Origin of the sequence: Enterococcus avium ATCC 14025, assembly GCF_000406965.1 — a bacterium.
GTDB lineage: Bacteria > Bacillota > Bacilli > Lactobacillales > Enterococcaceae > Enterococcus_A > Enterococcus_A avium.
This window is the reverse complement of sequence record NZ_KE136359.1, coordinates 1-14,598: the sequence shown is the minus strand read 5'-3', so window position 1 is coordinate 14,598 and position 14,598 is coordinate 1. Positions and strand designations below refer to the sequence as shown.

Below are 14,598 nucleotides of genomic sequence, written 5' to 3'. Positions count from 1 at the left end.
TCACTCCCCTATTCTTTTACAAATAACTTGGTGTTCCAATTCTTCTACCCGACGAATGTCAAAACCTGTACTCAATTCTTCCTCTGCTTTTGCAGCACCAATTGCAGTTGCAATCTTCCCAACTTTCGGAATAGCGTATTGGTTGTATAAGCCATATACTAAGCCAGAGACATAGGCATCACCAGATCCTGTGTCATTGATAACATTAATTTTCGGAGGAGTAAAAAGGTAAACTTCTTCTTTTGTTAGAAAGACAGAACCTGAACCTCCCATTGACACACTGATATTTTTAATATTCGAAAGTAAGTCCTTATTCTTTTGATAGGCTTCAATACAATCTTCCAGGCTATTCAATTCTGATCCAACTATTTCACCAAATTCAAATTGATTCGGCTTGATTAGAAAAATTTCCCGTTTCAATACTTCTTGAAGGTACACACCTGAAACATCGGCAACTAATCTAACACCTCGTTCTTCCAAATAGTCAAGAAGATAATTAAAGACCTCAGTAGAAGTTTGCAGCGAAGGATTTCCTGACAGAACCACCGTATCTTCAGTGGTTAAATCTCTTAATTTCTTGGAAACCAGTAGATCAATGAGTTCTCTAGAAATTTCAAAACCATACTCCGTAATCATATAGGAGCCTTCTCCGCTTTCGTCTGTTACTACGAACGTATCTCTGACTGATTCATTTTCAACTTCTAAAAAACTAGCCTCTACACCATAATCCTTTAAGAGACCAATCAAAGTTTCTTTGCCGTTGCTACCAATGATACCGGTACAGATATTTTCTTGTCCCATTAATGAAAGACCACAAGAAACATGGGTTCCCTTGCCACCTACATCTAAGGTGCGCTCTTGTACACGATTATTTTCTCCACGAGTGAGTACTTTACTAACTTTTAAGACAGTGTCAACTGCTGGATTTAAGGTTATCGTATAAATCATTTACTTAGTTAATCTCCTTTCGATTCGTTTGTTAATATCTGTGAATACTAAAGTATCTCCGAAATAGCGAAATGAGATTCCAATGATTAAAGCTACTATCGTAAAAATGGTATTTTTTTGAAAATAACCACTGACTAATAACAATAGAGCAAGTATCAAAGAGCAATACCAGAACAATTTTAGAAAAAAATGTTTATTCTGTTGCTTCTGCGTAACGTTTCGCATTTTCTTTGCTCCGTCCTTTATAAAAAATGATGAACAAGGCTAACCATACAACCGCTGCGATGATTCCCCACCAATTTCCTTGTGCAGCACTCGCAAATGCCCATCGAAATTCTCCATTTTCAATAGTTGCCCAGCCTAACATCGTTCCTGGTTCCACATTTACTGCGCCAGTTTCTTGTGCTAGTTTTGTAATCCATGGAGCAAACCAGGTACCGATATAAAGGAAGGCAGGAATCGTGATGATTCCATAGACAATCATCCGAATCATATTTCCGCGAGCTAACAAATAAGCAGCAACGATAATTGAAAGATTAATTAATCCTGCAAAAGGAAGCATTTGATTGCCTGGTAAAATAGCTGCAAATAATAACTCAAATGGCACGAGGATTATCGCCAACACCCATATCTCATTGGAACCAGCTAAAATCGGCCAATCAAGTCCTATATAGATTTCACGTCCTGAGAATTTTTTCTTCATCATCTCACTAATCGCATCCGAAATTGGTGATAAAGCTTGCATGAATAATTTTGATACTTGTGGAAATAATGTAAGTGCGGCTGCGGCGTTTACACCTAATACAAGCGCATCCGAAATATCATATTTAGCTACTAACCCGAGCGCCGTTCCTACTAAAAAACCCATGACATGATTTTCAGCAAAAATACCAATCTTTTGTTTCAACGTATTGACATCCATTTTTCTATTAAAGAAAGGAATCAAGTCCATCAACTTATCAATCGGATATAAAACACATGCAATCAATGTCATGTGGTGAGGTAAGGTAACTCCGGGGATTCCTGTCAATTCTTGGATCTCTCGTGCCCATAAATCTCCAACTTTCAATTCCACAACTGTTTGGATTGCACAAACCGCAAAACCTAAATAGATGTTCCCTGAAATGAACGTCACCATACAAGCGGTAAAGGCTTTTCCCCAAACATTCCACATATCAACATTCAATACCTTGGTCCATTTTAAAACTAGCATTAGGGCATTGATTCCAATCGCTATAGGGAAAGCAATGAAGGCGTATTTCCAGGCCCAAGTTAAACTGGCTCCTGTTGTCCACCCTCCATCGACTGCGGTTAAATTAATCCCTGTATTCTCAGCGAATCCCTTAGCCGCTGGCGAAACATTTTCTAGCAAAAAATTGACAACAAGATTCATACCAGCAAACGCAACACCAAAAATCAGTGCCGAGCTAAAGGCATCTTTAAACTTCATTCGAGCGACAAGCCCGATAATTAACATCAAGATCGGGACAAACACGCTCGCACCCATATCCAAAATATATTGGATCACGCTAACAAGAATATCCATCAAAGTAATCTCCTTTCAAATCCTTTATTTTTCAAGCGCTTTAATAAGCTTTTCAAGTTCTTCTTCCTGCCCCATTCCAGTCAAAAATTTGATTCCGTCAAATTTTGGAATATTGAACTCTTCTGTCCCCCCAGGTGTGATTGAGATATAAGCATCAACATCATTAATAAATGTTTTCAACGACTTAATATCAACCGCTTCAACTTTTGCATCAATATTTCGTTCAGATAATAAACGTCCCACTTTCGATGCGACCGTTTGAGATGTCGCTACACCACTACCACATGCTACAATCACTTTTTTCATGATAATTCCTCTTTTCTATTAGAATTTACTTTTTAGCAACTTAACTAATTGCTCCTGATTGGAAAGACTTTGATATTCCTTGACAAACTCTGGATCATTAAGCACTTCAATTATTTTCGAGAGCATCCCAACTTGTTCCTGTGGCTCCTTGATCCCAAGCGCTAAAATCAATTCACTTTGTATTGTTACATCTCGTGTCGCCATTTGCGTAAACGCGACTGCATTCCTTAAATGATACGCGGCAATAAATGGATTCACTATAAACTCTGGATTTGTATGTGGGATCGCAATAGAGATATTTTCTAGCGCTAATCCAGTCGGATAGCTTGCCTCTCTTTCGACCACAGCCTTGAAATATCCCTCCGTCACATAGCCCAATTCTAAAAGTTTTTTGCTTGATTTTTTGAAAAAATCTTCTTGATCATCAAAAGATTCTCCAAAGAAAACCAGTTCTGGTATAACCAATTTGCTGTACATATTTCCACCCCCCTTCAATTTCAAATATTCATTACTTTTAATGATTTACTTGCTTTTTCTACGAATTTTTTTGACACCTCTGAACCCGTTATCAAAATATCTATTTCATCAAAACTAAACGCTCTTTGAATACCGATCTTATTCTCTTTCTTTGAATCGGCGATTATGATGCTTTGACTGACAGTTGGCAGTATTTTACGCTTGACCTCTAAGGATAAAACATTATTTTCTGTGAATTGATTTTCTAATGAAAAACCACTTATTCCAATAAAGGCTTTATTCGCAATCATATTTGAAATATCTTCTAATGCTTTTGGCCCATACATCTCTTTAGTTTTTTTGTTTAACATTCCACCTAGACAGTAAATCTCAGCATTATTCAGAATTGTACACTTATCAGCTATCGGTAAACTTGCTGTAATGATTTTGATATGAATATCTTGGGGTAGACACTCGATCAAATACAGTATACTTGTTCCACCATCTAGAAAAATGATGTCATTTTCTTCAACTAGTGTAGCTGCGTATTTTCCTAATCTTCTTTTTTCTTCAACATTTTCAGTCAACCGATCGTCAAATTTTGTTTCATTCTCAGTTATTTTAGCTCCCCCGTGCACTCGAATGACTTTCGACTCTTTTTCGAGAAAGGATAAATCATTTCTAATCGTTTGCTCTGTCACGCCAAACCGATTTGCTAATTCCTTAGTTGTTGCACGTTGCTCTTGTTGAAGATAAGAAACAATATCACCTAACCGCTCAAAATTTTCCATACTCAAACCTCTTTTTCGTATAAAATTCAAATAATTTCGTTTCGTTTTGTCTACGCTTTCATATTACTACACAAGACGTTAACGCGCAACCATTATTTTGTTTTAATTTTCGTTTAGTTTTCTTTTTTCTTTCGATTAGTTGGGAGTATACTTTTCTGGAATTACTATTTTAACAACTAGCTAGTTGTTAAATAGCAGTCCATCAAACCTAACTTAAGAGAACTAAAATAAATTAATTTTGACTGTACTTACATTAAATCAGATTCTCTTGAAACGGATGAACAAAGTTAATTTTTTCAGATGATCAGTATACTACCTACTCTATACGCCTATTGTCTGCTTTTTTTAATGATCAATAAACTTCTGTCAAAAGTCTATAATTTCATCGGACTCTTTTTTTTTATAAGCTTTCCCATTGAAGAAAACAATATCTTGCCACTGGATTGTTATCACATAAACTATCAGGTCAAAGAGATAATAATGAAGCTTCTTCCCATCTGGTTGAACCTTGTTTAACAACAACACACTTGCTACCGGAATTCCTATATAGCATAAGGCTGGTAAAAAAGGAAGAATTTCTGAACCTCGTTGAATCGATTCTCGAAAAACGCCCCACATTAATCCCAACACAAAAAGGAAGCTGCCAATATTCACCACTGCTATCGGTGCAGGCAGGCGACCCAAATTTCCTAAATCTTGTATGCGATACGGTTCTTTAAATGCTACTGAGTAATTGTACGGTTCCCATTTCATGATTAGCCACCAAACAACTTTTCTATGATTGTACCCATGCCATCAAATACTTTTTCTGGATCATTCAAGAAGAAATAAGCGATTGCTCCACCTACAAAGGCAGAAATAATCTGAACGACTTTCGACTTCGCAAAGTTTTTGGAAGCTAAATAGACGACCAACATGATAATCGCATATTTTCCTTGTTCCAGTATAAAATCAGACAGTTGTTTTAATCCCATCTTGTGTCTCCCTCATTTCTACCATGTATGGTTTAATTTCTGGACATAGTATTTGTCCGATTTTTTTACCACTTCAAAAGACATATTTTCTTGCCAAATCAAATCTGTTCCTTTGTCTTTGAACTTGACAGCAGCTTTCACTACAAAATAGTCTTTTTCCTTAAATACTTGGCTTGTTACTTCATCAACGCTGGCTGAACCTTGTAGCCCTTCTGGATCATCCATCATATAACGCATATCTGCCGAAGAGCTTTTCGTATACTTCTCTAAAAATTCCTCAATATATACCATTACTTTCATACGGATATGACTATCAACCGACTCAAAATCATTCGGATCAAAATCTAAGATTTTCGCCTTTTCTTTGTTTTCTCTTAACGCAGTGAAATAGGGATAAGAGATCACTCGACTTCCTTCCTTAGAAGTTTGAAAAGGAATATTCAATAACTGACTAGCCGTGACTTCCTTTGGTTGATCATCCTCTCCCTTTGTTTCGATAATATACGTCACTTTGTAAGAAGCAGTCGAGACACCTGCCACTTTTTTCAACGAGATAAAAGCGGCTGCCTTTAACGTACGCTTCCCTGAAAAGATCGAGTTACCTTCCTTGATTCCTTGTGCAAAGTAATCATTCATCAAGGTTTTTTGTCTCAATTTTTGAGTCTCACTATCATCAGAAACCGCCATGTACAATGCGACAAATCGGTTCATAAAGGATTCAATTTCAGGCGTAAGCACGACCGAGTTACTAGCCTCTTTTTGGCTTCTTTGTTGAATAGTGGTGACCTCTTTGTTTAGTGAACTCACCTTTACTCGTAAGCCTTGCGTTTGAAGAAAGGCCAACACTCCAGAAATACTTAGAAGAAAGATTCCTGCCCAGAAAAATCGTCTCATTGCTTTGGTTTGAACTCTTCGTACTTTCGGGATTTTTTCACTAGTCGTTTTATCTTTCTTTTTAATTCGCCGTTCCTTCATTCAATAGACAGCTCCTTTTGATTATTTGAGCCATCTTACCGTTTGAAAAATCGAAACTTCCAGATCAATCCACCCATTGAAATTAACCCTAGACCTAAAGCAGATAAACTTCCGGTAGAGGCTTCGCCTGTATTTGGTAAAACTTTTGTCGATCCATCCGCAACCTTGATAGAAATGTTTCCATTTGGTAAGGCAGTGACTTCACTTTCAATGGGTGTTAATCCGGCTGCTGTTTGTTTATAGGCTACGCCGTCTTTCACTGAAATAATTTGTTCACCAGTCGCCGTTTCCACAGGCGCATCTACTGTTGGATTCAATACAACATCCGTTCCTGGCTGGCTTCCTAGATTGGATGGTGTGGGTGTCTGTGGTTGTTCTGGTTGAACAGGTATTTCTGGCTTACTAGGTTTTTCCGGCTGTTCTGGTTTCTCTGGCGTTTCAGGGACTTCCGGTGTTTCGGGAATCTCTGGTGTTTCCGGTACTTCTGGCGTTTCGGGAACCTCGGGTGTCTCCGGTACTTCTGGTGTTTCAGGAACCTCCGGTGTTTCTGGTAATTCTGGATCGATCGGAAGCTCTGGGTCTGTTGGTAATTCTTCATTCAAGCCATCTGTCGTAGAATCAAGTTCAGCTTGATTTCCATGTTCTACCACTGGTACATCTACCTCACCAGCTTGTACAAACGAACTTCCAAATTGTAAGCCATATAAAGTTACACTGGTAATTGCAAAGGTTGTGATCATTCTTTTTTTCATGTTCCATTCTCCATTCACTAAAAATTTATTTCTAACGAGTACGTAGTTTGGCTTTCATAATGTTCTAAAAATAGTTGATTCAATCCAAAAATGGTTTCCGACACAATTTGTACCCGCCCCACCTCTGGATAGAGTTGGGTAAACTGTTCAATGACTTTTTTGCTGCACCAGTTGATAAATCGTTGCCGCTGCTGCTCCCTCTCATTGATATAGCGTACCCGTTGCTTCACATAGCGTTGATACATTACTGGTTCATTCTTATACTTCCTCTTCATTTCTTTTGGTAAACCACCGAATGGCTCATTTTTTGGTTTCACCGTAGTTAAAACAGACTCGATCAATTGGTGAAACTCTTGAAACTGATCATGCTCATACCAGATTAAAAAATCAGACACATCAAAACAGACCTTTCTTTCCCAGCTTTAGCGGATATTTTTCGGATTCTATCTTTTCAATTTGAGAATAGCGATAATAGAAGACTCGTCCATTCTCTTCAATCCCGACAAATGGGTTACTTTCAAAAAGCTTGAGCAATAAGTCGGCTGCTTGATACTTTGTATAATTGGCAAATAACTGGTAGCACGCAAAACGTCCATCATCAAATGTTAGGAATAGCTCATACCGATTTCGTTTGAAACCTTGCTTCCAAGCCAAACGATCCTTCTTCTGTAGCCATTCAAATTTGGCACCCAAAAACTGCCGAATAAAACCGACTATGAAAAATCCGACCACTGTATATAGGATCAATTGATGCATCCTCTTATCCCTCCTGTCGTTTCTTCATATACACCGAATAATGGTCAAGAAATCCATCGGCCAATTGCTGGATCACAAAATTTTGCAAAAAACGATTATTCTGAATACGCATCATTTCATACCCCTCGGTAAAGGTGTCTTCCTCGTCATAACGTTTGATTGCTCGATGCCGTTCGCTTTCCATGATGAAGGCAAAATCAGCCGCTCCAAAAACCACAGGTGTGAGTAACCCCTCGGATCGTAAAAGGACAATATACCGTTCCGCAAAGTGTTCCGAATTCATGATGTTCTTTTCTCGTTCTTGGAATAGGTATTCACGAGCGATCACGGCATTCGTCACGCTATCGCTTAGGAAACGGTAGTCCGGCGGACATTTCTGTTCTGCTTCAAACTTTTGATACAACAACCAGGCGCAACGATACTCTGCTTGCAGGTATTCTTTTTCCTTGGGTAAGAATTCATCAATTGAACATAGTTGACGAATCGAAGACTCAAACAGATACATGTAGTGCTCAATAAAATCCTCTTCACCAATTGGTTCTCCAATAAATTCCATTTTCATGCGTCACCTCCACAAAAAAAGAGGCTCCAGTGAGTCTCTTGAATTCAAATGATTCATTTTTAGTTTCCGAATAATACACTTTGTGGATCAACCAACATGCCTTGAGAAAGGCTGCTGTCCTTACAAAGTTCAAAATGTAAATGGTTACCTGTACTGTTTCCGGTACTGCCTACATAACCGATTATCTGGCTTTGCGAGACAGTATCGCCTACTTTGACGATAGATTGTTGTTGATGTGCATATAGAGCGGTTGTACCATCTTCGTGTTGGATCACCACATAGTTCCCCCAAGAGGTATGGAATTCTGCCTTGATCACTCTACCGGACTTCACCACATAAATTCGTTCGCCCTGAGCTGCCACCATATCTAACCCACGATGAAACTCGCCATTGCGATTGCCAAACACACTCGAAATAGTGTAATTTTGCAAAGGAGTTTTGTAGCCTGAGCTACTAATAATTGGTCCTTGAAGATCCTTGTCATAGTCTGTTAAATCATAAGTTTCAATAAGACCATTCAGTTTTCGATCGTACTGAGTATCTTTGGCATATCGTCCTGTTAAATACTTTGTTGCTTCTTGATAGGTTTTCGCATTTGATTTCCAAACGCCTGCATAATAATTGGAATCACCAGTAATTCCCTCTTTTAAAAGTGTGGCATAATCATTGAAGCAATCTTCATAATTTTCATACACCCGAAAACCTGCTTGGGTCGCATAAAGCGTGCCGTTCCCTAAGTCTTCTTGTGTTGCCATTGAGACGGATTTCCCATTGTGTGTTCCTTTAATCCCGAACAAGTTATAGTTTGGTTCCTGGGCTAACTGGCTTTTACCCGAAGCCGATTCCAAGATGGCTTGAGCGATCATCACAGATGCATACAACTCTTTTTCCTTCCCTATCTTTCGAGCCGACTCACCGATCTTACGAATAAAGTGATCCACGGATTCATTTTTTTCAAAATGAATCGATCCATCTTGTGTCACGATACTTGAAGGAACCGTTCGTGATAGATCAACGGTCGCTTCTTGATCGACAATCGTTTCTGGTGTTGGGACTTCTTGAGAAATCTGGTTTGATTGTTCTGGCGCTGATTCTTCTTTTGGTGCTGCCGGTTTCTCTGTTTCTTTTTTTTGTTCTTCCTTTTTCGGAGTTTCTTGATCACTCGGTGTCGAAGATTCCGAAGGTTTCGTGCCACTACTAGTTGATTCTGTAGTCGATTCACTGCTTGAAGAGCTGCTTTCGGTAGATTCTTTTGTCGAAGACTCTTCTGTAGAAGCGGTACTGCTTTCTGATGTTTCTGTGGTATCGGTAGCTTTTTGGACTTGTTCTGTCTCTTCTTTGGTTGAGGGCATGTCACTTGCCAAGACTGCCATTGGTGTCGAAAGAAACGCTTGTAACGTAAAAATAAAGGCCGAAACCATTCTCGAAAATGTCTTCATCTAGTCCATCCTTTCTCATTCAATTCTGTTGTTTACCATATCGTCATATTTTCCAGCGCTCAGTATTGCCATAATGATCACACCGAAGAAAGCACCGATCATAAAGGCTACGATGATCCAAAACATACACAACTCCCTTTTTACGTTAAATTTCATACTGTTTTCGTGTGGCTACATGGCTCAAAGCTAGAAGCCCAGTTAAATAACCGATCCCGATTACAATAGGTACCTCATTTAGAATCGTAAACAAATAAATGCAGGCAACTTGAAACAGTGAGTAAATCGGTTCGTTGGATGTTTCAACTGAATGCGTTCGTATTCGTATCGTGGGTTCTTCACTAGCATTAGCCCTTTGTTGGTTCGAGATTTTTTCATCATTGATCCAGCGCCCTTCAATTAGCCCCAAACCAAGTTTCACCTCTTTACTGGCTTCACTTGCCGGATATTCTTTCAAGAATTCACCCTGTACGACCGCTCGTTTGGGTGTGTTTAGTCCACCTTCACAACGGATAAGTGTCACAATTGGTGTCTGATCATCCGTAGGAATTGCCATCAAGTCGCCACGGCTTTGATCAACGACATCATTTTTTATCGCCACGTACTCATAAACTTTCGTAAAGTCAGTTAAATAAAAGATTTGCTGCAAGGTTGTTTTCGGCAGATTTCCAAGCGATCCGCCACTTTGAACCAGATTGTGAGCAAGGAGTACGTAGTTGCCTTTTCCTAACTGCTGATTCTGATAGTACGTTCCGACCCCAACCATTAGATTCTGATTGTCGATTCCTGCAAGAATTTTCGAATGAATATCAGCGCTGGGGATATACAACGCCCCTACGCCCCACTGATTCACGATCTCGGCATACCGCAACTGAGCTTTCGCGTAAGCAGCGGGCGTAACTGGTTTGATTTGACGTGGACAGTAAGTCGCTTTTTGCAGTTTCTTTTTTTGTTTATCTCGATTGCTTTGTTTCAAATCAATCGGTTGTTTGATTTGTTCTGCTTGGTCATTGGCTTGTAGTAATAAGTGATACCCGTAGTAACTGGCACAAGAAATCACAACCCCTAAAACGATCCATAGAAATGGTAGGTTCTTCCATAGCTTTTTCACGATACCCTCCTCTAAAAAATGGAAGCGCCCTGGTATGGACGCTTCGTTGATCTAGCTTATTTTTTATTTTGACGCTTCTTGTTTACAACAATAAAAAGAGCACTTGCGGCGAACACAAGACCTAAGAGAATCCAAGTCACTGGACTTCCTAATGATCCTGATGTTTGAGGCAACGTACCTGCTGGACTAGTCGGTTTTGCTGGTTCGACTGGATTATTGATTGTAATGGTTTGGCCTTTATTGTTGAAGTCTTTTTCAGAAGCTACAGGCTCATCGTTATAAGTTGTTTCTTCAAAAGCAACCAATTGGATCTTACTGTCCTTACCAAATAATTGTTGAACAACGACATCTTCAATCGTCACGGTGACCGTTCCTGTTTCTTCTTTTGGTGTGAACTTGATGGTTGAAGTCAATTCTTTTCCATCAATCATGACAGGTAGTTTAGTCCGTGTATCCATCCAAGTCACTTTTTGATCGTATTCAACGTTAGGCGTTAAGTCTTCAAAAGCGATCTTATCAGTCAATGTCACTTTGCCGTCAGTTGTGACTTCTACTTTGCCATTCACGAGAGCTTGCGTACCAATCTTGGGATTTCTTACTTTCCCTGTTTGTTTCTCATTATCAAGTTCTTTTTCATCGGCAATTGGTGTGTCGTTTGTAGATAACTGCTCGTAAGCAACTAAGACTTTTCCTTTCGCAGCGGATAAGTTGGCTTCAAACGGAACATCGACATGCCCTTCCAAAAGTTCAACGTCACTCAGTGTTGAAAATTCAGTCGCTTCTTCTTGTTCTTCCATGTCATCTGCTGGTTCTTCGGTATCGACAACTTCTTGCGTGGCTGCTTTTGGTTGAATCGTTTCTTTTGATCCATCCGAATCTTTTCTCGTTTCTTTTTCTTTGTCGCTATCGTTTTCTTTTGATTCTTCCTTTTCAGCCTCTTCTTTGGCAAGATTTTCATAGTATTCTCTCGCATTGATAGTAGAAGTGACGGTGCCATCCTTCCCAGCAACAACAGTGATTGATCCAGTAACGCTGTTTCCGTTCGGGTCTTTGAATTCTTTTTCAGATTCACGATCCATCATGGTTAGGTCAAATTTATAGGTTTGACCTGAAATAAGGTTCTTATAGAATACTCGGTCAAATCCTTTCACTTTTGCCAATGGATCAGATAGCTTCGTTTCGTTCTCGTTCTGATCATAGAAGAAAAACTCGGTATGGATTTCTGGAGTCACAAATTGAATCGCTTCTGCCTCATTCGTCAAATCATCATGACGAGCGACTTCTTCCCACTCACCCGTTGAAGGATTGTAGAATTCTAAGACATTGATCCAAACGCCCTTTTTACCATGCATTCCTGTGGCATCAAAATCTAAATACACATTCTTAACGAATTGAGCTTGTTTCGCTTCGAATTCATTCACTTGTTTCAAGGATTCTTCGCCAAGCTGCTCCCCTGTTCCAAACTCGACAAAATCAGAAGTCAGACGTAGTTTCGCATTTGCAGGTGCTTGGTTCGCCTGGATCATCACTTCATCCCGCAGCTTTTGCCCGATCATTGGATTCACAAATTGTGCCCCGTCTTGGTTACTTGCTTGAGAAGTCAACCCAAAATTAAGCGTTGGATTATTTACTTTAATCGTGTTTTCTCCAGATTTCACTACGATCGATCCTTTGGCTTTTTCTGGATCAATGTAGTGACCTTTGATGGTTTTAAGCTCTTCCCAGTCGACTTTTGTGTTGTTCTTCAAGTCATTGGTGATCTTGATTATCCCATCTTTATCCGTCTTCACTTTGTGATCTTTCCCGTTGTAGTGAAGATTGAATTCTACACCTTCAAGATTTGCACCTTTATCATCTTGTTTAATCAGTGTTAAATTGGCATAACGTGGATTACTTACATCAATCGTGTTAGAACCAGATTTTACAACCATTGATCCCTTCGCATTGGCTGTATCAATGTAATGACCAGCAATCGTTGCTGTTTCTTCCCATTCAATTTTGGTATTATTTTTCAATTCATTCGTTACTTGAATTTGACCGTTTTTGTCGGTCTTGACGCTATGATCTTTTCCGTTGTAAGTCAGTTTGAATTGAACCCCTTCAAGGTTAAGTCCGACATCATTCTTTTTGTTCAGCGTAACATTCGCAAACCGAGGATTGGTTACTTTGATTTCATTAGAACCTTCCTTGATGGTGATCTTGCCTTTAGATGACGCAGAATCAATATAATGACCAGCGATCGTAGCCGTTTCTTCGTACTCCACCACAGTACCGATAGGATAATTTGGTGACTTTAAATTCCCATTTGCGTCTGTTTTTACGGTGGTTGATTTCCCATCCGCAGTCAATTTGAAAGAAACTCCAGCCATATTATCGCCTTTATCATTCACTTTTTTCAGTGAAATATAGCCCTCTTCCTTCGCATTATGGAAGACATAGATTTTCTCAGCGGGTGACTTCGTTTTAATATCAGAAATAATATTTCCATCAGGATAATAAGAATGCCAGAATTTATTGTCGCTAGGAGTATTTCCCCAGAAGAATCCAATATGGCAATCGTAGTTACTTACTGACACATCCGGTTCAAAATAAATAATATCCCCTTTACGCATGGTGCCACTCGCTAACATTTCAGAAACCGTATTGTACGTATCTGCATAAGTAGTCGCTCGTAAAACATCACGCCAGTTATAAGCGTTCGCCGCACCACCAAATCCCGTGCTATTATTCGTAATTCTTGAAATATCGCCTCCAGCTCTACGAATAACGGTAGCCACAAATCCGGTACAGTTCATCCCAGGTCCATAGCTTGTCGGTGCCCCGTTTGGACTCAAACAATAGGCTTCGTCTGGATTTAAATACAGTCCACGATAAGGGGTCCCCAGATAGAAGGAATCATTTTGGTGAGCAGTCAATTCAGCGTTAATTGCTTTTGTAGAAATACCGAAAAACGTGGGTAAATCTGCCGATAATGCTCTCACACTTCGGAAAAGAACCGGATCACCAGGAACACCAGCTCCAGAACCATAGACACTCCCATCCAAGGCTACTTCTCTTTGTATCTCTTCTTTATCCCCAGATTCCACATTCTCTTGTTCTTTTGTACTTTCAGAAGACTCCGTGCTGCTGGTACTTTCCGAGGTTTCTTGGCTTGATTCACTGATTGATTCAACCGGATCAGCTTTCGAGGCTTCTGTGGACTTTGGTTTCGCTTCATTCTTTTGTACTTGAGTTGCACTGGTGCTTTCCGCATAAGCCGTGATCGCTTGAATTGGAGTGATTTGCGTAAGCAGCGTGACGATCATCACGAGCGAAACAATGATTCTACTGATTTTCGTTTTCATAAACATCCTCCAATAATATTTGGTATTTTTCCATTCGAGTTCACTTAGGGACTTCGATTTCTTACCTGATGAAAGGCGCTCACCACCTTGTTTAGACAAAAAATAGCAACGTTCTATGAATGGGACTTCTTAGGACGTTGCTATAAATCATTTATTCAATTTTAGACAATCACTATTTAACAATTTTCAAATGACACTTTTCTACAAAATCGATTGGGATTAGCTTTTCAGCATATGGGGAGTTGATTTCCGTTACACGAACTTCACCATATTCTTGAAGATATGACCAAAATTGTTCTGTCACATTCCATTGTCTTTTTTTGACATAGTTCATAAAGTAGGATCGCTCTTGATTCACTTCAGTCATTCGCTCAATCGCCTGAACAAAGATTGGATCATAGACAACTCGTTTAAACTGACCATCTAACCATTCAAAAGTTATCGGATAGGTTGCGCTGTCTAATTTTTTTAGTTCTTTCAAGAAAAGATTTCTAAACTGTTTGAACAATTCATCAAAGTTCAAATCTTTAAACGGAATTGTCAAAAGATATTCGTTCAATTTCGATTTGTACCAGTAATAAATTTCGCCAAAGAAGGCTTTTCCTTCCTCAATATTTTGCAATAAATCTTGATTCCCAAGG

Annotated in this window: 16 protein-coding genes; all 16 read right to left on the bottom strand. The window is 39.3% G+C overall.

Annotation, left to right across the window (positions count from 1 at the left end):
- Positions 1-948, bottom strand: coding sequence for a 1-phosphofructokinase family hexose kinase (locus OMU_RS06850; protein ID WP_016179226.1), 948 nt, complete (start codon positions 946-948; stop codon positions 1-3).
- Between the two features lie 193 nt (positions 949-1,141).
- Positions 1,142-2,494, bottom strand: a complete 1,353-nt coding sequence (locus OMU_RS06845; protein ID WP_016179224.1) for a PTS galactitol transporter subunit IIC — start codon at positions 2,492-2,494, stop codon at positions 1,142-1,144.
- 24 nt (positions 2,495-2,518) lie between these two features.
- Positions 2,519-2,800 carry a PTS sugar transporter subunit IIB gene (locus OMU_RS06840; protein WP_016179223.1) on the bottom strand — a complete coding sequence of 94 codons (282 nt, stop codon included), beginning with the start codon at positions 2,798-2,800 and terminating at the stop codon, positions 2,519-2,521.
- A gap of 18 nt (positions 2,801-2,818) precedes the next feature.
- On the bottom strand, positions 2,819-3,277 hold the full coding sequence (locus OMU_RS06835) for a PTS sugar transporter subunit IIA (protein ID WP_016179222.1): 459 nt from the start codon (positions 3,275-3,277) through the stop codon (positions 2,819-2,821).
- A gap of 20 nt (positions 3,278-3,297) precedes the next feature.
- Positions 3,298-4,047 carry a DeoR/GlpR family DNA-binding transcription regulator gene (locus tag OMU_RS06830; RefSeq protein WP_016179221.1) on the bottom strand — a complete coding sequence of 250 codons (750 nt, stop codon included), beginning with the start codon at positions 4,045-4,047 and terminating at the stop codon, positions 3,298-3,300.
- A gap of 366 nt (positions 4,048-4,413) precedes the next feature.
- On the bottom strand, positions 4,414-4,800 hold the full coding sequence (locus OMU_RS06825) for a TcpE family conjugal transfer membrane protein (protein ID WP_016179220.1): 387 nt from the start codon (positions 4,798-4,800) through the stop codon (positions 4,414-4,416).
- A 2-nt stretch (positions 4,801-4,802) separates the two neighbouring features.
- Entirely contained in the window at positions 4,803-5,021 is a 219-nt protein-coding gene (locus OMU_RS06820) for a TcpD family membrane protein (protein ID WP_010743153.1), read from the bottom strand.
- Between the two features lie 18 nt (positions 5,022-5,039).
- Positions 5,040-5,996 (bottom strand): conjugal transfer protein, encoded by a 957-nt coding sequence (locus OMU_RS06815; protein ID WP_016179219.1) that lies wholly within the window; start codon positions 5,994-5,996, stop codon positions 5,040-5,042.
- A gap of 35 nt (positions 5,997-6,031) precedes the next feature.
- On the bottom strand, positions 6,032-6,748 hold the full coding sequence (locus OMU_RS06810; protein ID WP_016179218.1) for an LPXTG cell wall anchor domain-containing protein: 717 nt from the start codon (positions 6,746-6,748) through the stop codon (positions 6,032-6,034).
- Positions 6,749-6,765: 17 nt separating this feature from the next.
- Complete coding sequence (locus tag OMU_RS06805) at positions 6,766-7,089, bottom strand: hypothetical protein (protein ID WP_248620884.1); 324 nt, start codon at positions 7,087-7,089, stop codon at positions 6,766-6,768.
- A 55-nt stretch (positions 7,090-7,144) separates the two neighbouring features.
- Entirely contained in the window at positions 7,145-7,504 is a 360-nt protein-coding gene (locus OMU_RS06800; protein ID WP_016179216.1) for a hypothetical protein, read from the bottom strand.
- Between the two features lie 4 nt (positions 7,505-7,508).
- Positions 7,509-8,066, bottom strand: a complete 558-nt coding sequence (locus OMU_RS06795; protein WP_016179215.1) for a hypothetical protein — start codon at positions 8,064-8,066, stop codon at positions 7,509-7,511.
- Positions 8,067-8,125: 59 nt separating this feature from the next.
- A complete protein-coding gene (locus tag OMU_RS06790) occupies positions 8,126-9,505 on the bottom strand; it encodes a glucosaminidase domain-containing protein (protein ID WP_016179214.1) in 1,380 nt (459 codons plus the stop codon).
- A gap of 145 nt (positions 9,506-9,650) precedes the next feature.
- Complete coding sequence (locus OMU_RS06785) at positions 9,651-10,613, bottom strand: class A sortase (protein ID WP_016179213.1); 963 nt, start codon at positions 10,611-10,613, stop codon at positions 9,651-9,653.
- Positions 10,614-10,669: 56 nt separating this feature from the next.
- The gene (locus OMU_RS06780) at positions 10,670-13,957 is read right to left on the bottom strand and encodes a VaFE repeat-containing surface-anchored protein (RefSeq protein WP_016179212.1); all 3,288 of its coding nucleotides are present in this window, start codon (positions 13,955-13,957) and stop codon (positions 10,670-10,672) included.
- Between the two features lie 172 nt (positions 13,958-14,129).
- Positions 14,130-14,598, bottom strand: a 469-nt coding sequence (locus OMU_RS23350; protein WP_016179211.1) for a hypothetical protein, incomplete at its 5' end; no start/stop codon positions are given.